This is a genomic window from Myxococcus sp. CA033, from assembly GCF_013336625.1.
GTDB classification, from domain to species: domain Bacteria; phylum Myxococcota; class Myxococcia; order Myxococcales; family Myxococcaceae; genus Myxococcus; species Myxococcus llanfairpwllgwyngyllgogerychwyrndrobwllllantysiliogogogochensis.
On the sequence record NZ_JABUMU010000025.1, the window covers coordinates 151,117 to 170,024 of the forward strand.

Consider the following 18,908-nt stretch of genomic DNA (forward strand, 5'->3'; position numbering starts at 1 on the left):
AGGTCCTGCTCCTCCCACGCGACGGCTGTCTTTGAATGCTCCCAGGAATTCCATGCCGCAAGTGCGCCTCCCCCCAGGGCCCAGGGGTCACTTCATCGCAGGCAACCTGGTGGAGTTCTCCGAGGACCCGCTGGGGTTCCTCACCCGCTGCGCCAGGGAGTACGGCGACGTGGTGCGGCTGGGAAAGCGCAACTACCTCCTCAACCATCCCGACCTCATCGAGCGGGTCCTGGTGAATGGAGACGGCAACTTCGTGAAGCTCGCCGGCGTGGGCCAGGGCAGGCGACACAAGGGCGGCTTTCCCGAGGCGATGATGAACAGCGAAGGGGAGGACTGGCTGCGAAAGCGGCGACTCGTCCAGCCCGCGTTCCATCGCAAGCACGTGGCCGCGTGTGGCGACACGGTGGTGTCCCTCACCGAGCAGCGGCTCCAGACGTGGCGTCCCGGGGAAGCGCGCGACGTGCACTCGGACGTGTCCGCGCTGGCGCTCGACATCGTCAGCCGCTTCCTCTTCCACACGCCCATCGACGATGAGGCGAGGCACGTGGCCGCCGCCGTGGACGCTGTCATGCGGCACACCGACAGCCCGTTGCGCCCGCCCATCTGGGTGCCCACGCCGACGAACCTCCGGCTGCGCCGCGCGCTGGGGCGGCTCAACGTGCTGCTGGAGACGCTGGTGCGTCGCTACCGGGAGCAGCCCGCGGAGCGCACGGACCTGCTCGCCCTGCTGCTGTCGTCCCCGGTGCCCCTGTCGGAGGGGCAGCTGCGGGACGAACTGGCGACGATGATCATGTCCGGGCACGAGACGACGGCGGACGCCCTCGTCTGGGCCTGGTACCTGCTGGCCCAGCACCCCGACGCCGAGGCGCGGCTGGGGAGCGAGCTGGACACGGTGCTCGGGGACCGGCTTCCTGGCGCGGAGGACCTGCCGAGGCTGCGCTACACGGAGGCCGTGGTGAAGGAGGCCATGCGCCTGTACTCCCCGGCCTGGATTACGAGCCGCGAGGCGGTGCGCGACTGCGAGCTGGGTGGGTTCCACGTCCCGTCGGGGACGATGCTGGCGGTGAGTCAGTGGGTGACCCATCGCGACGCGCGCTACTTCGACGCACCCGAGTCCTTCCGTCCGGAGCGCTGGCTCTCCGAGGATGCCCAGCGCATGCCCCGGTATGTCTATTTCCCCTTCGGGGGCGGGCCCCGGTTCTGCATCGGCTCGGCGCTGGCCATGATGGAGACGGTGCTCATCACCGCCTGTGTGGCGCGGCGCTTCCGGCTGGAGCTGGCTCCGGGCTGTGTGGTGCGACCCCGGCCCGCGCTCGCGCTCCAGCCGCTCGGGGTCCGGCTGATTCCCAGGTCCCGCGCTCGCGGTGGGCAGGAGGACGAGGTGCGACATGTCGCGGGAGCCTGAGGGGGGCGCGGTCCGGCGTGAATTCTTCCGCGCGGCCTACGCGCTGGGCGCGCCCTGGGACATCGGCCGCCCCCAGCGGGCCTTCATCGAGTTGTGGGAGGCCGGAGGAATTTCCGGTGAGGTGCTCGAGGTCGGCTGCGGCTTCGCGGAGAACGCCCTCTTCCTGGCGGCCCAGGGCCTGCGGGTGTGCGGAGTGGACCTGATGGAGCCCGCCATCCTCCGGGCTCGCGAGGCGGCCCGGGCCCGAGGGCTCGAGGTGGCGTTTCATGTGGGCAACGCGATGGAGCTGGCCTCGCTGGGCCGGCGCTTCGACACCCTCATCGACTCGGCGCTGCTCCACGTCTTTGAACCCGGGGACCGGCCGGCGTTCGCCGCCAGCCTCGCGAGCGTGCTGCGTCCGGGCGGGCACTACCACGCGCTCTATTTCCGCGACGGTCCGCGCGCGGTGCCCCCGGAGGCCCTGCGTGCGACCTTCGACGAAGGCTGGCGCGTGAAGGCCCTCCGGGAGGCGCACTACGAGCAGACGGACCCCGAGGGGGCGCGGGCGTGGCTCGCCACCGTCGAGCGCGTGGCGGACGAGTAGGGCCCCCAGAAACGACGAAGCCCCCGGCCCAACCAGGGGGGCCCGGGGCTTCGGGGAACACCACGATGCGACGCGGGTGCTACTCGATGGGCATGAAGACCTTGAAGCCCGTGCGACCGCCGTTGGTCGTGTTGCGCTCGATGAAGTCGCTCGCGGAGGAGTGGCCGTCGCCGAGGGTGACCGCAGTGTGGCCGTAGATGCGGCCCAGGTTCGAGGAGGTGCTCTCCCAGGTGAGGACGAGGCCGGGAATCTTCAGCGCCTCCTCCAACGTCATGTCGACCTGCTTGAACTTGTCGCGCGGCAGGTTGTTATCAATCTGGTTGCCGTTGCCCGACACGCCAATGCCCAGGGCGTTGCTGATGGCCCGGCTCACGCCCGTGGCGCAGAGGCCCTGGCTGTTGTAGCCGCCCATGCCCATCGCCGCCGCGCGGGCCGCCTCCGCCAGACGCTGCATCTTGTTCGACGCGTTGCTGGGGCCCACTCCCGTGGGACCGCCCACGTCATTCCCACCGCGGACGCCCTGGTTGTTGCCGCCCGCGTCGAACGTGTCGCGCGTGGAGTGCCCGATGCTCAGGTTGTTGCCCGAGTAGATGAGGTCGGGGTTCGAGATGTTGTTGTCGCGGGCCAGCTTCTCGACAGTGGTGCCGAAGCGGGCCGCCAGGCCGGAGAGGGTGTCGCCAGGACGGATGCGGTAGTTGGACATGGTGGCTCCTTGCGACAATTCTCGGGAGTTCCCGGCCTGAGTTGCGGCGCTCCTCCCAGATTCTTGGGTTGTTTACCAAATTGTAAGATTCCACCCCTGCCGGCCGTCTCGGCCGATGCGGCACACCCCTTCGGCCTGGCGACGAAAGTCTCTTTGAATTCAGGGGGTTGGAGGGGAACAGGGCCTCGGGGGAACAAAAAAGGCCCTGCCGGTGGGCAGGGCCTTCTTTTCAGCGCCCTGAACAGGGGTGCGGCGAGCTACTCGGAGTAGTCGTACTGGGCCACGAGGTGCCAGGCGCGGTTGTACTTGCGCCACCGGGTGAACCAGCCGCTGTGGCAGCTCCCCGTGTTGCTGGCGGAGTAGCCGTAGACGAAGCCGTTCTTGACGAGGGCCACGAGCTGAGGCGAGCCGGGGTTCTCGCAGGGCTGGGTGACGCGGACGGACTGGTAGGCGGCCTCGGCGTAGACCTCTTCCTGGCCCTCGAAGTCATAGAGGGAGTGGACGTCCACGGAGGTGGCGGTGCCGAGCTGGGTGGCCTGCTGGGTGTCGCTCAGCGTGAGGAAGGTCTGCAGGTTGGCGAGGGTCGCGGCCTCGGAGGTGAGCGTGCCGGTGAGACGGTGCACGGCGCCATTCGTGTCGGAGAGCGCGGCGCGGATGGCGGCGATGCCGGCCGAGCCCTGGTAGACGGACGTATCACCCCAGGTGAAGCTGAGGGCCGTACCCGCGGTATAGGCGCTGAGCGCGCAGGAGCCGCCGGTGCCGGCGGGTACGACGAGGATGATCTTGCGGAGGCGGTGCTCGGGATTCAGGAGCGCGATGCACTCGTTGCCGGCGACGCCGTCGTAGTTGCCGGCCGGACGCATGGCCTCGACGACGTTGTAGACACGGAACGTGGGATCCGTGGCCTGTTGCTCGAGGCTCTCGAGGTTCTCAGTGTCCGTCTCGGGGCCCAGACAGCCAGCAGCGAGAGATGCGGCGAGGAGGAGGGATGACAGTCGGAGTGGGATGTGCATGGCCGTGGAAGATAACACGCCCGATTTGAATGTTATCCGAACATTTCTGTGACATGTCGGGTTGCGCCCTACCCGAGACTTCCTGTGACGGATTCAAGGGCTTGCGTCCGCCGAGCCATCCTCGGACGGCGTGTTCAATCCCTATCTGATTCCCACCACCCGTCTCGGCGGATACCAGGTTGCCGCCCCCATCCATACAGCGCTGGTGATCCAGCGGTACTCCTGACCCGCTGAAACCGTTCGCTCCAGGCCCCTCAGCGTCGCGCCTTCTTTTGTCCCGCGTTGGTGGCATCCGCCAGGAGGCACATCACCGAGTACAGGTTCATCGTGTAGAGGTTGTTCTCCGGCGCCAGGTCCGATGCCTTCTGGAACAGGGCCGTGGCGCGCTCGTAGTCGCGGTGGTGGTTCAGGACGATCATCCCCAGCCGGTTGTAGAGCGGCGCGGGTGACGGCAGCAGGCCGATGCCCCGCTCCAGCAGCTCGACGGCCTCGGCCCACCGACCTTCCTGTTCCATCCGGATGACGCGCTGGAGCACATCCTCGTTCGCGTCCTCCGGGCGAGGCGCCGGCACTCGAGTCACTGGCGGCGGAGGTGGTGCGGCCACTGCCTCCGACGGGGCCTCCCGGGCGGAGGTTGCTCGCGACGTCGGGGGCGGTATCTCGTAGAGCCTGGTGACTCCGCGTTCCTCCAGTGACGCGAAGAGCGCGCGCAGCTCCACCTCCGCGAGCTGGGTGATGAGCGACAGGTCCGCCAGGGAGGTGTGGCCGTCCACCAGCGACAGCACGTACGCCTCGAAGGGGCTGAGCCTCAGGTTCGCGACCTTCAGCCCTCCCACGATGAACGGCCGCGCATTGGCTCCCCCCGTGGGTGCATCGAACGACGAGGTGCGCGTGGCCTCCGCCTGGGGGGCTTGGGGTGTCCCGGAGGTTCCATTCCGCTCGGGCTGTGTCAGCAGGGCTCGCACCAGCGACACGTTGTCGCGAGGAGGCAGGTCCTCGACGTGGCGCACCAGCAGCAGCTCGCAGCGCGGACACTGGAAGTCCTTGGGGAGCGTCGGCGCGCCGCAGTGGGGACAGGCGTCATCTTCCGGCGGGTGCTCGAAGGCGTCCGCGACCGCGTAGTAGTGCTTGCGGATGGCCGCGCGGATGGACCTGCGAATCGCGACGAAGGGCAGCACCTGGGTGACGCCCACCGTGCGAGCAATCTCGTCCAGCGCTCGCTGCCGCTGGGGCTCCGCGATGGCGACACAGAGCACCCCCGGGTCCAGCCGCAGCGGCATGAAGTCGAAGCCCTCCGCCAGCCGCACGGGAACCCGCTCCAGCAGCGCGGGGCCGAGCTTCGCCTGGGCCAGCTTCTCCGTGGAGACGAAGCGCGTCTGGAGCTCCCGTGCCAGCAGGCGGAGCACCGGCGTTTCGTCCACGCCCAGCCGGACCAGGCACTCACCCAGCTTCTGACCCGTCTCCTGCTGATGGGCGAGCGCCCTGGACAGCAGCTCCGGCGTCAGCACGCCCTCCAGCACCAGCCGCTCCCCGAATCTCCGCGTCATGCGCTGATTCAAGGCTGTGTCCCGCCTCCCCGTCCACTGGAAGCAGGCGCGCCCGGGTTCCTGGGCGCGATAAGTGGACGGAAAGGGGAGGGGCAAGTGAATCATGACTCACCCTTCAGCTTCACGCGCGCGCCTCCGTGTTTCCGTGTGGGCTGATGGGGTGGAGGCAGCCTCGCCGACTAGAGGCGATATCCGCCGGTGACCTCGACGCGCTGGCCGGTCATCCACCCGGTTTCGGGTGCGAGCAGCATCGCGATGACGCCCGCGACGTCTTCGGGTTCGCCGACGCGCCCGAGCGGAGTCTCGGCCGCGACCGTCTTCTGGAGTTCGGGGTCGCGCATGACGCCACCTCCGAAGTCCGTGGCGATTCCGCCAGGCGCCACGACGTTTACCGCGATGCGGCGCGCGCCCAGCTCCACCGCGAGCGCCCGCGTAAGCACCTCGACGGCCCCCTTGACCGCGGCGTAGGTCGAGAAGCCGGGGTACACGTAGCGCGCGAGTCCCGTCGACATGTTGACGATGCGCCCGCCGTCGGAGATCAGCGGCAGCAGCTTCTGCGTCAGGAAGAACGGCCCCTTGAAGTGCACCGCGACGAGCTCGTCGAAGGTGGCCTCGGACGTCTCGATGAACGGCGAGTAGCCGCCGATGCCGGCGTTGTTGACGAGGGCGTCGAATCGCTCACGAGACCATGTCTGCTTCAGCGCCTCGCGGACTTCGGCGGTGAACGCCTCGAAGGTCCCCGTCTTGCCGACGTCGAGATGAAGCGCGACGGCGTTGCGTCCCTTGGCGCGGATGGAGGCGACGACGTCGTTCGCCTCGTCGTGGCCTGTCCGGTAGGTCACGATGATATCCATTCCCCGGTCCGCGAGGGCCAGCGCAGTGCTTCGGCCGAGGCCTCGGCTTCCGCCGGTGATGAGGGCAATGGGAGCGGTGGATCGCTTCGTGCCAACGGACATGGAGATTCCTTTCAGGAGTCGCGTGATTTCTGGCACGGATTGTCCATACGCTCCCTCCTGGCGACTACAGACCTTTTCACCCTCTACGGACGTCTTCGTTCCATAGGAACCCAGAGGTAACCATGCCCATCATGAAGGAGCTCCCGCTGGTGCCCGCGGAGCGCGCGCTGAAGGTGATTGGGGGCCGCTGGAAGGTCTTCGTCCTGTACTTCCTCTTCGGGGGACCCCAGCGGCTCTCCGAGCTCCGGCGCGTGATTCCTGGCGTGAGTCAGAAGGTCCTGGTGCAGCAGCTCCGGGAGATGGAGGCGCACGGGGTCGTTCGCCGCGAGGTGTTCGCCGAGGTGCCACCGCGTGTCGTCTATTCGGCCACCGCGCTCGGGCTCAGCCTGCGGCCGATAGTGGGGGCGCTCTGTGACTGGGGCCGTCTCCATGCTGACGAACTCCGCGCCCTCGACGAGCCGGTGCCACCCGCGACCAGCCGCGCGCGCAAGGCGGGCACACCTGCTCGCCCGAGTGGGGACGAGCGGCCGCGCCTCCGCGGATGACCTGCTCGATACGTGTCGAGCAGGTCATCCGTCAGCGCCAGGGTGATGCTCAGCGGGCCTGGACGTCCTGGGTGCGCCGTTCGCCGGCGCGGTGAAGCCGGCTCAGCAACGGCAGCGCGAGGAGCAGCAGCGCCAGCGGGGCGAAGGTGCCCGTGCCGCCCGTGCTGCAGCCACGGCCCGCGATGAGGAAGTCATCGTTGCCGTCCAGTGGGTTCGAGCCGCCGGAGACTTCCTCGCCGTCGCTGGCCCCACCAAGGTCGGTGTCCGCGTTGTTCGGGTCCGTCTCGCCGTTGCCGAAGACGCCGTCGTGGTTGGCATCCTCCAAGCCGTCCACCAGTCCGTCGCCATCCGTGTCGGCGTTGAGCGGGTCGGTGGGGTTGCTGCCCTTCACCTCCACGCCGTCGCTCAGGCCGTCCCCATCCGTGTCGGGGATGTTCGGGTCCGTCTCCGTGGCATCGACGCGGCCGTTGGGGTCGGCATCCTCTTCGCCGTCACTCAACCCGTCACCGTCCGTGTCCGGGGTCTTCGGGTCGGTGGTGGTGCTCGGGTCCGTGTCGGGGCGGAAGTGGGGTGAGCCACGGTCCGTGTCCGCCGGCGCGCTCTCCCGCGTCACGCCCATCTCCGTGCCGTCCATGAGCCCGTCGTTGTCGCTGTCCGGGTCCAGCGCGTCGATGACGCCATCACCATCCGTGTCGGCGAGTCCATCCAGGCCGTCCGGCACGCCGTCGGAGTCGGTGTCCGCGTTGCGTGGGTCCAGGCCCCGTTCGATTTCCGTCGCGTCGTCGATGCCGTCAAGGTCGGAGTCGAGGTCGTCCTCGGGCCGCAGGGGATTCGTCTCGCGCGAGTCGACCTGGCCGTTGTGGTTGGCGTCCTCGATGCCATCGCGCACGCTGCCGCCATCCGTGTCGGGGTTGAGCGGGTCCGTCACAGTCGTCGGGTCCGCGTCCGGCGTGAAGCGCGTCAGGTCCGTGCCCGTGCCCTGGGGCTCGGTGAGGCCCAGCTCCAGGCCGTCCGCGAGCAGGTCGCCGTCGGTGTCCGTCTTCTTCGGGTCCGTCTCGCCCGCGTCGACGACGCCGTCGTGGTTGGCGTCCTCGTTGCCATCCAGCAGGCCGTCATCATCCGTGTCGTCGTCGAGCGGGTCCGTCCCAGCGACCTTCACCTCGATGCCGTCTGGCAGGTCGTCGCTGTCCGTGTCCGCGTCGTTCGGGTCGGTGCCCAGCACGAGCTCCTCCGCGTCCGTCAGTCCGTCGCCATCCGCGTCGGCGGTGACCACCCATGCGTAGGTGGCCGGCGTGTCGTCCACGTTGCCCGCCGCGTCCACGGCGCGCACGTTCAGCGTGTGCGCCCCCAGCGCCAGGTCGGTGAAGCGGACCGGGTCCGTGCATGGCACGTAGGCCGCTCCGTCCAGGCCACACTCGTAGGTGACGGCCGCCTCGTTGGAGTCGAGGTCGAACACCGCCAGGGCAGGGGCCTCCGTGAGTGGAGGGCCGCTCGCGATGAAGGTGTCTGGCGCCAGGGTGTCCACCGTCCACGAGGAGGACGCCGGCGTCGGGTCCACGTTGTCATCCTCGTCCCGGGCCCGGACCTCCAGCGTGTGCTCGCCGTCGGTCAGGCCGAGCAGCTCCACCGGGTTCGTGCAGGTCGCGAAGGTCGCGCCGTCCAGGCTGCACTCATACGTCACCGGGGACTCGTCCGAGCCGAATCCGAACGTGGCCGTTTCCTGGCGCGTCAGCGCGGGAGGCGTCTGGGTGAAGCGCGTCTCTGGCGGCTGCGCGTCCACGTTGAACGTGTGCGTCACCACGGTGCTGGTGTTGCCCGCGGCGTCCGTCGCCGTGACGGAGACCGTGTGCGTGCCGTCGGCGAGCGGCGAGCCGCCCGGGAGCGTCCACACTCCCGAGCTGCCCGCGACGAAGGAGTCGAGGGTGATGCCGTCCGCCACCACCGTCACCGTGCTGCCTGCCTCCGCCGTGCCGGAGTACGTCACCGTCGCGGTGTCCAGCACCGCGCCCTGGGTAGGGAAGGTGATGGCGACCGCAGGAGCCTCGGTGTCCACCGTCCACGTGTGCGTGGCCGGCGAAGCGTCCCGATTGCCCGCCGCATCCACCGCGCGGACCGCCAGCGTGTGCTCGCCGTCCGCGAGGGGGCCGGCCTCATCCTGGACAGTGCACGGCGCGAAGGCCGCGCTGTCCAGGCTGCACTCATAGGTCACCGAGGCCTCGTTCGACGAGAAGACGAAGGCAGCGAGCACTTCGTTCGTCAGGGCCTCCGGGCCGCTGTCGATGGCCGTGTCCGGCGCCGTGGTGTCCACCGTGAAGGTGACGCTCGTCGCGGCGCTGGTGTTGCCCGCGGCATCCGTCGCCGTGACGACGGCGGTGTACGTGTCATCCGCCAGCGTGAAGGGGAGCGTGAAAGTCCAGTGGCCATTGGAGTCCACGGGGATGGGGCCGTGGGTCGTGCTTCCCACCGTCACGAGCACCGTCTCCGCGCCGACGGCCGAGCCGGTGAGAGTCACGGTGCCATCCGCGAGAACGGCGCTCGGGGCAGGCGCGGTGATGACCGGGGCATTCGGAGGCGTCAGGTCCACCGTCCACGTGTGCAAGGCAGGCGAGCCGTCGACATTGCCCGCCGCATCCACGGCGCGGACCGTCAGCGTGTGCTCGCCCTCCGTGAAGCCCTCGAAGGTGACCGGGCTGGTGCACGCCGCATAGGTCGCGCCGTCCACGCTGCACTCGAAAGTGGAGTCGGGCTCGCTGGAGGCGAACTCGAACGTCGCCGAGGACTCGTCGGTGAGGAGCGCGGGGCCCGAGGTGACGAGGGTGTCCGGCTCCGTCGTGTCCACTCGCCAGGCGTACTCGGCCGGCGTCGGGTCCACGTTGCCCACGGCGTCCACGGCGCGCACGAGCAGCAGGTGGTCGCCATCCACGAGGCCGGTCTGCTCCAGCGGAGGGTCACACGTCGCGAAGGCGGCACCGTCCAGGCTGCACTGATAGCCCACCGCGCCACCCTCGGAGCGCAGCTCGAATGAGGCCGACGTTTCGCGCGTGAGCCGCGCTGGACCGGAGTCGATGAACGTCTCGGGCCCCGTCAGGTCGATGAAGAACCCATGGGACGTCGCACCGGAGCTGTTGCCCGCGGCGTCCACGCCGGTGGCGGAGACGGTGACGGGGCCTTCGGGCTGCTCCACCGGAAGGGCGAAGGTCCAGTCGCCGGCTCCATTCACGGGGATGGGGCCATACGTGGCGGTCCCCACCTCAAGGTAGACGTGGCTGTTGGGCTCACCCGTGCCCACGAGGGTCGGCGTCGCGGTGCCCACCACGGTGCCACTCGCGGGCGAGACGACGGTGGGCGACACGGGCGCCGTCCGGTCCACCGTCCATGCGTAGGTCGCGGGCGTAGCGTCGGCGGTCCCCAGGCCGTTGACCGCGCGCACCGCCAGGGTGTGGCTTCCTTCCGCCAGGCCGCTGAACGCCACCGGGCTGGTGCAGTCCATGAAGGCCGCGCCGTCCAGTCCGCACTCGAAGCGGATGCCGCCGTTCTCCATGCGCAGCACGAAGGCGGCGGACGTCTCGCGAGTGAAGGCCAGCGGACCGGAGTCGATGAAGGTCTCCGGCGCGGACAGGTCGATGGCGAAGTCGTGTGACGTGTCCTCGCTGGTGTTGCCCGCGGAGTCTGTCGCGGTGGCCTCCACGGTGTGAGGGCCTTCCGCCAGGGTGTCCGGGCTGGGGAGGCTCCAGTGGCCGTCGATGTCCGCCGTCACGGTGCCCACCACGTCGCCGTCCACCACCACCGTGACCTGGGCGAAGGGCTCGGCGGTGCCTTCGAAGACAGGCGTCGCGGTGGCGATGGTGGCGCCGCTGGCGGGTGCGCTGATGACGGGGGCTTCCGGCGCCTCGGTGTCCACGGTGAAGCTCGTGGGCGCGCTGGCATCGCTCTCGTTGCCCGCGGCGTCCGTGGCCGTGGCCGTCGCGGTGTGCGGTCCCTGGCCCAGCGGGGTGGCCGGGGTGAAGGTCCATTCGCCCTGCGCGTTCACGGGAGCCGTGCCCAGCACGGAGCCATCCACCGTCACTGTCACCAGGGTTCCCGGCTGCGCGGTGCCGGAGATGGCGGGCTGCCGAGTGGGCACCACGACACCATTGGCGGGCACATCGATTTCGGGCGCATCCGGCGCGGTGGTGTCCACCGTCCACGCATAGGTCGCGGGCGTCGGGTCCACATTGCCGGCCGCATCACGAGCGCGCACGGCCAGCGTGTGGCTGCCCTGGGCCAGTCCCTGGAACGTCTCGGGATGAGCGCAGGCGGTGAACGCCGGCCCGTCCAAAGCGCATTCGTACGTCACCGGGTCCGTGTCACTGCCGAAGCCGAATGTGGCGGAGGTGGTGTTGGTGATGGACGCCGGCTGGCTCGTCAGGGTGGTGTCGGGCGGCGTGGTGTCCACCGTCCAGGTCCGGATGGCGGGCGTCGCGTCCGTGTTGCCCGCGCCGTCGCGAGCGCGGACCGCCAGGGTGTGACTTCCGTCCGTCAGGGACCCGAAGCTCGCGGGGTTCGCGCAGGAGGCGAAGGTCGCACTGTCGAGCGAGCACTCGTACGTCACGCCTGACTCCGAGGCATTGAACGAGAACGTCGCGTCGGCGCTGTTCGTCAGCGCGGACGGGCCGGTGACGATGGTGGTGTCCGGAGCCGACGTGTCGATGCTCCACACATACGTCGCGGGCGACGCATCCACGTTGCCCACGGCGTCGCGGGCGCGGACCGCCAGGGTGTGAGGGCCGTCCTGGAGCCCTGGGAAGGGCTGCGGGGTGGCGCAGGTGGCGAAGGTCGCGCCGTCGAGTGAGCACTCATAGGTCACCTGCGCCTCATTGGAGCTGAAGCCGAAGGTGGCTGTCGCGGAGCTGGCCACGGGCGCCGGGGTGCTGGTGAAGGATGTCTCGGGGGGCGTGGTGTCCACCGTCCACGTGCGGGTGGCCGGCGTCGGGTCCATGTTGCCGGCGGCATCCACCGCGCGCACCGCGAAGGTGTGAGCGCCATCCACGAGGCCCGTGTGTGTCACGGGGCTCGTGCAGGAGACGAAGGTCGCACCATCGAGCGAGCAGTCGAACCTCGCCGGGCTCTCGGTGGAGGCGAGGGAGAACGTCGCACTGGTCGCAGCCGTCGTCCCCGAGGGTCCGCCAGAGAGGGTGGTGTCCGGCGCTGACGTGTCGATGGTCCACGTGTACGTCGCGGGCGTCGGGTCCACGTTGCCCGCGGAGTCCACCGCGCGAACCTGCAGCGTATGACTGCCTTGCGCCAGTGCCGGGAAGGCCTGAGGGTTGGCGCAAGGAGTGAACAACACCTCACCATCCAGCCGACACTCGAACGCCACGCTGCTCTCGTTGGAGGTGAAGTCGAAGGCAGCCATCGCCGAATTGGAAGAGGACGGCGGGGTGCTGGTGAAGGACGTCTCCGGAGCCACCGTGTCCACCGTCCAGGTCCGGGTCGCGGGAGTGGCGTCGAGGTTGCCCGTGGCGTCACGGGCGCGCACCGCCAGGGTGTGGCTGCCCTGGGAGAGCGTGTCGTAGGTCGCGGGCGTCGAGCAGTCGGTGAAGCTCGCGCCATCGAGGGCGCACTCGAACGTCACCGGCGTCTCGCTGGACGTGAAGGTGAACGTCGCGCTGGTGGAGTTCGTCGTCCCCGACGGACCGGTGACGATGGTGATGTCCGGCGCCACCGTGTCCACGCTCCACGCGCGGGTGGCCGGCGTCGGGTCCACGTTGCCCGCTGTGTCGCGAGCGCGAACCGCCAGCGTGTGATTGCCCTGGGAGAGGGTGTTGTACGTCGCGGGCGTCGAGCAGGAGGTGAAGGTCGCCCCGTCGAGGCTGCACTCGTAGGTACTGGAGCCTTCGGTGGAGCTGAATGCAAAGGCGGCGCTGGCGGAGTTCGTTGCACCGGACGGTCCGCTGACGAGGGTGGTGTCCGGCGCCACCGTATCCACGGTCCACGTCCGGCTGGCGGGTGAGGAGTCCGCGTTGCTCGCGCCGTCCACCGCACGCACCAGCAAGGTGTGGCTGCCCTGTGACAGGTCGGCGAACGTCGCGGGGCTCGGGCAGGACGCGAAGGTCGCGCCGTCGAGCGCGCACTGGTACGTCACCGACGCCTCATTGGAGCCGAAGGTGAACGTGGCGCTGGCGGAGTTCGTCAGTCCGGACGGGCCGCTGACGATGGTGGTGTCCGGCGCGACGGTGTCCACGCTCCACGCGCGGGTGGCCGGCGTCGGGTCCATGTTGCCCACCGCGTCCACGGCGCGCACCGCCAGGGTGTGATTGCCCTGGGACAGGGAACCGAAGGTCGCCGGCGAGGCACAAGGCGCGAAGGCCGCGCCATCCAGGCTGCACGCGTAGGTGATGGGGCTCTCGTTGGAGGCGAAGGTGAAGGTCGCGCTGTTGGAGGCCACCGCGCCCGTGGGCCCGGTGACGATGCTCGTGTCAGGGGCGAGGGTGTCGATGGTGAAGTCCACCTGGGTGGGCGGACTGACGTTGCCTGCCGGGTCGCTGGCCGTCACCGTGGCGGTGTGGGCGCCCTCGGGGAGCGCGATGCTGGTGCAGGACCAGGCGCCCGTGCTCGCATGGGCGGGGGCGGTGCAGACGACGACGCCGTCGACCTCCACGCTGACGGTGCTGCCCGGCTCGGCCGTACCGGAGAAGACGGGCGTGCTCGTCGCCACGGTGCTTCCATTCGCCGGGGCCGTCACCACGGGCGCATCCGGGACGGACACGGTGATGGTCGTCGGACCGGTGGTGTTCGACGAGGGGGAGCTGGTGGCGGAGCTGGCGGGAGCGCCTCGCTCGCCCGCGGCGGTGAGGGTGGCCTGGTTGGCGATGACTCCGGAGGCAGAGGCCTTCACCACGGCGCGGAAGCGGACGGTGGTGCTCTGTTGAAGCTGCAGGGTGCCCCCCAGCGTGGCCGTCGCGCCGGTGCCGAGCCGGACCGTGATGACGCCCGCCGCGCTGACCTCACCCACGTCGTCGCCCGGGGCGTCCGTCAGCACGCCCGCGTTGGGGCCGGAGACAATCCGCAGCGAGCCCGGCTGGAAGGTGAGCTGGGCGGGCAGCGGGTCCGTGAAGACGGTCTCGATGCTGACGTCGTCGCCCGTGTTGGTGGTGACGATGTTGTATTCGATGACGTCGCCTCCGCGCAGCGAGCCATCCGCGCGCGGGTTCACCGCCGTCGCGGTCTTGTAGGTGTTGGTGAAGTCCGGCCGGAGCGTGGCGATGGACGTCGCGAACGCGCCGAGGATGTACGAGTCACCTGTGGACGTGGCGGTGAGCGACATGGACGTGGCGCCCCCTGTCACGCGGTGGGTGATGTCCACCACGTCCATGTCCACCCCCGACATGCTCGCCTGCGCGCCCGTCGGGCGGGGCAGGTCATTGGCATGCGTGGAGGGCGTGCCGAGCACGGAGCGCGTGCCGTTGAAGAAGTTGTTCGCGGGGTTGGCGGCGTCGGAGATGCTCACGCCATTGACGAGGAACTGGTCGCCCGTGCGCGTGGCGTCACCCTCGAAGGCCAGCACGCCCAGCTTGGCATCGAAGCCGGACGGCGGGACGGTGAAGCCCGACAGCGTCACCGTCTGGGGGTTGCCGCTGCTGACGTAATCGATGCCATCGAAGAGCGCCAGGTTGCGAATGGGCGAGTCGGGGTGCCGGTAGAAGACCACCAGCGCCCACGCGCTGAACGGGTCCATGCTGTTGAGGTTGGCGAGCGGCACGGCGTCCACGCTGCTCACCTCGTAGTCGCCCGTGCCGTGGGCGGCGACCAGGCTGGTGACGTCCGCGGAGGACTCGTAGATGTAGCGATTGCTCGGGGCGTAGCTGTGCGCGACGTCCGCCGTCAGCTGCTGCGTGAAGACCCCGGGGCGGCTGAACTCCGCGGTGGTGTCCGGGGTCCGCTGCGACGTGGTGGTGGACAGGTGCGCGGCCCAGTACAGCCGCGCATACGTCACGATGGCGCCGGTGGGGATGCTGAGCGCGGCGCGGCTCCGGGCATTGGTGGGGCTCACCGAGGTGTTCGCGGTCGCCACGCCTGATTGGAGGGTCCAGTAGACGTCCACCGCGTCATCCGAGGTGTTCGACCCGCAGCTCCCCACCGTCCCCACCAGCGGCGCCGGCACGCCGGAGGCGCAGTCGTGGGCGAGCGTGTTGCCCACCATCAGGAGGTCGCCGCGCTGGTTCGCCGTGTGGCGCAGGATGGGGGCCGCCGCGCCCTGACTCGAGGACACCATCCACAACAGGGGGAGCAGCCACTGCAGACGCAAGATGGCGCGACTGCTGGCCCGGCGAGGAGACGTGGAGGACATGGGAGTACCAGGGCGGGCGGGGAGGGGCGGCGCGCGAAGGGAGGTCGAATCCGTCAGGAGCGGTGCGGCAGAAACCGAGAATTCACCGGGTGGCTTGGAATCCCAGCCAGATGTTTCACGCCGGGGAGAAGGCTCGTGGGGGGATGTCGCTCGCTCTGTCACGCCCTTGCGGAAAAGCAACGAGGGTGCCAGTGCGAAACAACGGATTCACCGCGCGGTTGTCTGGATTTGAAGCCATCTGAAACGGTCCGCTGTCACGGTTGTCCGAGGGCTGGATCCAGTTTCTGGAATCCGGACAGCGGGCGTTGTGAGCTGGGGCGCGGGCTCGGAGAGCGGAAGTCTGGGATTGCTGATTCATGGCGCTGTCGGCACTGCATCGCGTCGTCACGCGGAGTGGATGCGTGCTCGGAGGCAGCGCTGGTGATGCACGCGTGTGGAGCAGGCGGGCGGGGTGAGAGAGACCCGTTTGCGGAGGTGTCGTCGACACATGAGCATCGGTGCCTTCATGGCCCGGTCTCATGTCTCGCAGCGCCCGTCATCGATGTTTCATGTCTCGCCGCGAGGGCTTCCTTTCATGCAGGGGCGTTTTGATGGGAGGTGGCTGTCGCGCCTGGCGCGTGTGCTGCTCGTGTTGGCGGTGTGGGGCTCCAACGTCCAGGCGCAGGTGCGCGAGGGCGGGGTGGACCTGCGGGAGGGATGGCTCTACCGCTGGGGAGACTCACCGCTGGGGCCGGAGGGTGTGCCCGTCTGGGCGCGTGAAGCCGATTCGAGCGCGTGGCGACCCATGCAGGCGCTGGGGACGCCACCGGGACGGGGGAGACACACGCTCCTCTGGGTGAGCATTCCCATCCCGGAGCGTGGGTGGGGTGAGCCCGCGCTGCTGCTGGGCTCCGTGTCCAACGCCTTCGAGGTCTACGTCGGGGGCCGGCGCGTCTACTCGAGCGGGACGGTGAACCCGTCGGGCACCGAGGTGAGGCAGGGCATTCTGGGGAAGCTGATTCCCCTGCCGTCCTCGGTCCAGGGCTCGCGGATGCTGCTCCGCATCCAGAGCAGCACTCCGGCCATCGGCGTGACTTTGCGGGCGCAAGTGGGCTCCCACCCGGCGCTGATGGCGCAGGTGCTGCGGCAGGGCCAGGCGTCCCTCGTGACGGGGGTGTTGCTGGTGGCCGTCGCGCTGGTCGCCCTGGGCATGGCGTTGATGGGCGGGCAGCGGCGCGTGCTGCTGTCGCTGGCCGTCTTCGCCGGAAGCTCGGGCGTGTTGCTGGCGGGCATGAGCGGCGTGCTGCCCCTGGCCTGGGACGTGGACCGGGTGATGGGGCAGGTCACCCTCACGGCGGCCTACTGTGTGCTGCCGGGACTGGGCTGGTTCATCCTGGATGGCATCCTGGAGGGCCGGCTGCGCTGGTTCCGGGGGCTGGTGTGGTGTCTGACCGTGCTCGCGGCCCTCAATACCGCGGTGGTGCTGGTGGACCTGGGCGTCGCGAGCTGGCTGTTCCAGCTGGTGATGCTCTACTCCATCCCCTGCCTGCTGGCGTATGTCATTGTCGCGGTCGTCGCCGCGTATCGCGGCAATGTCGATGCACGCATCTTCGGCGTCGGCCTGGGCGTGCTCGCCGCCATCCTCGTGCTCGGCATGCTGCCGCTGCTGGGCTGGGTGAAGCTGGAGGGCTCGTTCGTCCACTGGGGCTTCCTGGCGCTCACCGCGTCGCTGGTGGGAATCGTCGCGCGGCGCTCCCTGCGGGTGGTGCGCTCGCTGGAATCGCATACGCGCCAGTTGGAGGCCCGGCGCCTGGACGTACAGATGCTCGCCAGGGACATGGGGCGCGGCGCCGGAGAGCTGGCGTCGGTGGTGCAGCAGCTGCGCACGTCGAGCGAGGCGCAGACGGTGGGAATCGACCGGCAGGCCACGGCGCTCAAGGAACTGGACCAGACGGTGCAGGAAATCCGTCAGGGCTCGCTCGTCACGTCGGAGAAGACGCGAGCGCTGACCCACTCCATCGTGGTCGCGGAGGAGGCGGGCCGCGAGGGCGGTGCGGCCATCGAGAAGACGCTGACGAACCTGGAAGCCATTCGTCTGGAGGTGTCGGGAATGGCCGCGCGCATGCTCGCGCTGGATTCGCGGACCCGGGAGATTTCCGGCATCGTCGACACCGTCAAGGGACTGGCGGACCAGTCCAACATGCTGGCGGTCAACGCGGCGATTGAAGCGGCGCGCAGCGGGGAGCATGGCAAGGGGTTCGCCGTGGTGTCGCGGGAGGTGCGCAGCCTGGCGGACCAGTCCGTTGTCGCCACCCAGCGCATTCGCGAGGTGCTCGAGGGCGTGAGCACCAGCATGCGCGAGGCCGCGAAGCTCAGCGAGCAGGGCGAGCAGCGGGTGAGGGTGGGCCTGGATGCGGTGCGCGTGTCGGGCACGCAGCTTCAGAAGCTCGCGGGCATCATCGGCGACACCAGCGGCAGCGTGCGGCAGATCTCCGCGGCGGTGTCGCAGCAGGAGGCGGGCACGTCCCAGATTGCCGTGGCCATCCAGGACCTCTCCCAGGAGATGCAGCAGACGCTTCGCGTCGTGGAGGAGACGCGCAACGTGGCGCGCTCGGTGCAAACGCTGGCGGAGCGGATGACGAACTCGGCGGCGAGCACCCTCCAGTCAGGCTCGCTGGCGGACTGAGGCCCGCACGGACGGCGCTCCCCGGAGGCGGACAAAAACATCCAGGGTCGATTCCTCCCGAAGCTGTGGTCTCATCTTCAGGCCCCGATTCCGGGCGCGGCATTCGAGCGCAGCATCAGGAGACTGAAGATGACATCCGGCCGTTCGTCGAAGATCGCGGTGATTGGCAGCGGGCTCATGGGAAGTGCACTCGCGCGGGCCTTCGCGGCGGTGGGGCACGAGGTCGCGGTCTGGAACAGGACGCCGAGCAAGGCCCAGGCCGTGGGCGGTGGCACCCTCGCGTTCGAGGAGCTGCGCGAGGCCATCACGGGGCGCGACCTCGTGGTCGTCTCGCTGTCGAACTACGCCGCCTTCTCGGAGGTGTTCTCCTCGAAGGACGTGGTGGCGGCGCTCGCCGGGACGACGCTCGTCCAGCTCACCAGCGGCTCGCCCGCGGACGCAAGGAACGCACTGGAGTGGGCGACGGCCCACGGCGTGGACTACCTGGATGCGGCCATCCTCGCCTATCCCGCCTTCGTGGCCACCGACTACGCCACGGTCTTCTACGCCGGGTCGCGCGCCGTCTTCGACCGGCACCTCGGGACGCTCCAGGCGGTGGCGAAGAACTCCGTCTACGTCGACGAGAAGATTGGCTCCGCGGCGACGCTCGACTGCGCGATTCTCGAGGCCTACTACGGAGGCTCCCTGGCGGTCCTCCACGCGGCGGCGATGTGCAAGGCCGAGGGACTCGACCCGAAGGCATTCTTTGCCCAGAAGAACTCCTTCCTGGGGTTGATCTCCGTCACCGCCGATGCCGCGCAGGACATGGTCGCGCGCGACGACTTCACGGGTGAGCAGTGCAGCCTCAACACCCATGTCGCGGCCATCGAGCACATCGTCCGGCTGAGCCAGGACGCACGCATCAGCACGCGCTTCCCCAGGGAGTTGCTCGAGAACTACCGGCGGGCCGTCGGCGCGGGGCTGGGCGCCCAGGAGCTGCCCGCCGTGTTCCGCACCCTGGGAAAGGACTGAACGCGGCTTGAGCGCTGCGACACGCTAAACCGGAGTTCGTGATTCTCGATCAGGCCGGAGGGCGGGCGGGCGTGAAGTGAGCGGGAAGAGGGAGCAGGGGCACCTCTCGTTCGGCTCTGTGTGCGCAGAAGACCTGAGAGCGAGAAGGCCC

General features: G+C 69.4%; 10 protein-coding genes. 5 read left to right on the forward strand and 5 right to left on the reverse strand.

Features of this window, described 5'->3' with window-relative positions; translation table 11 throughout:
• Positions 1–52: 52 nt before the first annotated feature.
• Both HUA78_RS37830 and HUA78_RS37835 read left to right on the forward strand, forming a co-directional pair.
• Entirely contained in the window at positions 53–1,405 is a 1,353-nt protein-coding gene (locus tag HUA78_RS37830; protein ID WP_174478390.1) for a cytochrome P450, read from the forward strand.
• Entirely contained in the window at positions 1,389–1,988 is a 600-nt protein-coding gene (locus tag HUA78_RS37835) for a class I SAM-dependent methyltransferase (RefSeq protein ID WP_174478391.1), read from the forward strand. The genes HUA78_RS37830 and HUA78_RS37835 overlap by 17 nt, the downstream gene beginning before the upstream one ends.
• 79 nt (positions 1,989–2,067) lie before the next feature.
• Here HUA78_RS37835 and HUA78_RS37840 read toward each other — a convergent pair whose 3' ends face one another.
• The 4 genes from HUA78_RS37840 to HUA78_RS37855 form a co-directional block, all read right to left on the reverse strand.
• Positions 2,068–2,691: a LysM domain-containing protein gene (locus HUA78_RS37840; protein ID WP_174455797.1), complete on the reverse strand. Its 624-nt coding sequence runs from the start codon at positions 2,689–2,691 to the stop codon at positions 2,068–2,070.
• A gap of 257 nt (positions 2,692–2,948) precedes the next feature.
• The gene (locus tag HUA78_RS37845; RefSeq protein WP_141643706.1) at positions 2,949–3,704 is read right to left on the reverse strand and encodes a hypothetical protein; all 756 of its coding nucleotides are present in this window, start codon (positions 3,702–3,704) and stop codon (positions 2,949–2,951) included.
• A 254-nt stretch (positions 3,705–3,958) separates the two neighbouring features.
• Complete coding sequence (locus HUA78_RS37850; protein ID WP_174478392.1) at positions 3,959–5,251, reverse strand: general secretion pathway protein GspE; 1,293 nt, start codon at positions 5,249–5,251, stop codon at positions 3,959–3,961.
• 179 nt (positions 5,252–5,430) lie between these two features.
• The gene (locus tag HUA78_RS37855; RefSeq protein ID WP_141643704.1) at positions 5,431–6,207 is read right to left on the reverse strand and encodes an SDR family NAD(P)-dependent oxidoreductase; all 777 of its coding nucleotides are present in this window, start codon (positions 6,205–6,207) and stop codon (positions 5,431–5,433) included.
• Between the two features lie 122 nt (positions 6,208–6,329).
• Between HUA78_RS37855 and HUA78_RS37860 the strand changes: the two genes are divergently transcribed.
• A complete protein-coding gene (locus HUA78_RS37860) occupies positions 6,330–6,752 on the forward strand; it encodes a helix-turn-helix domain-containing protein (RefSeq protein ID WP_174478393.1) in 423 nt (140 codons plus the stop codon).
• Positions 6,753–6,801: 49 nt separating this feature from the next.
• Here the strand turns inward: HUA78_RS37860 and HUA78_RS37865 are convergent, their stop codons facing one another.
• Positions 6,802–15,081, reverse strand: a complete 8,280-nt coding sequence (locus HUA78_RS37865) for an Ig-like domain-containing protein (RefSeq protein ID WP_174478394.1) — start codon at positions 15,079–15,081, stop codon at positions 6,802–6,804.
• A 574-nt stretch (positions 15,082–15,655) separates the two neighbouring features.
• Here HUA78_RS37865 and HUA78_RS37870 point away from each other — a divergent pair.
• Together HUA78_RS37870 and HUA78_RS37875 are read left to right on the forward strand one after the other, a co-directional pair.
• Positions 15,656–17,746 carry a methyl-accepting chemotaxis protein gene (locus tag HUA78_RS37870; protein WP_254624113.1) on the forward strand — a complete coding sequence of 697 codons (2,091 nt, stop codon included), beginning with the start codon at positions 15,656–15,658 and terminating at the stop codon, positions 17,744–17,746.
• Between the two features lie 129 nt (positions 17,747–17,875).
• The gene (locus HUA78_RS37875) at positions 17,876–18,757 is read left to right on the forward strand and encodes an NAD(P)-dependent oxidoreductase (protein ID WP_174455791.1); all 882 of its coding nucleotides are present in this window, start codon (positions 17,876–17,878) and stop codon (positions 18,755–18,757) included.
• The last annotated feature ends 151 nt before the right edge of the window (positions 18,758–18,908 follow it).

What these genes read in the sequence shown, in the direction of transcription:
- HUA78_RS37845 (WP_141643706.1), bottom strand. Translation starts at nt 3,704, where the DNA reads ATGCACATCCCACTCCGACTGTCATCCCTCCTCCTCGCCGCATCTCTC.
- HUA78_RS37850 (WP_174478392.1), bottom strand. Translation starts at nt 5,251, where the DNA reads ATGACGCGGAGATTCGGGGAGCGGCTGGTGCTGGAGGGCGTGCTGACG.
- HUA78_RS37840 (WP_174455797.1), bottom strand. Translation starts at nt 2,691, where the DNA reads ATGTCCAACTACCGCATCCGTCCTGGCGACACCCTCTCCGGCCTGGCG.
- HUA78_RS37870 (WP_254624113.1), top strand. Translation starts at nt 15,656, where the DNA reads ATGCAGGGGCGTTTTGATGGGAGGTGGCTGTCGCGCCTGGCGCGTGTG.
- HUA78_RS37865 (WP_174478394.1), bottom strand. Translation starts at nt 15,081, where the DNA reads ATGTCCTCCACGTCTCCTCGCCGGGCCAGCAGTCGCGCCATCTTGCGT.
- HUA78_RS37835 (WP_174478391.1), top strand. Translation starts at nt 1,389, where the DNA reads ATGTCGCGGGAGCCTGAGGGGGGCGCGGTCCGGCGTGAATTCTTCCGC.
- HUA78_RS37860 (WP_174478393.1), top strand. Translation starts at nt 6,330, where the DNA reads ATGCCCATCATGAAGGAGCTCCCGCTGGTGCCCGCGGAGCGCGCGCTG.
- HUA78_RS37875 (WP_174455791.1), top strand. Translation starts at nt 17,876, where the DNA reads ATGACATCCGGCCGTTCGTCGAAGATCGCGGTGATTGGCAGCGGGCTC.
- HUA78_RS37855 (WP_141643704.1), bottom strand. Translation starts at nt 6,207, where the DNA reads ATGTCCGTTGGCACGAAGCGATCCACCGCTCCCATTGCCCTCATCACC.
- HUA78_RS37830 (WP_174478390.1), top strand. Translation starts at nt 53, where the DNA reads ATGCCGCAAGTGCGCCTCCCCCCAGGGCCCAGGGGTCACTTCATCGCA.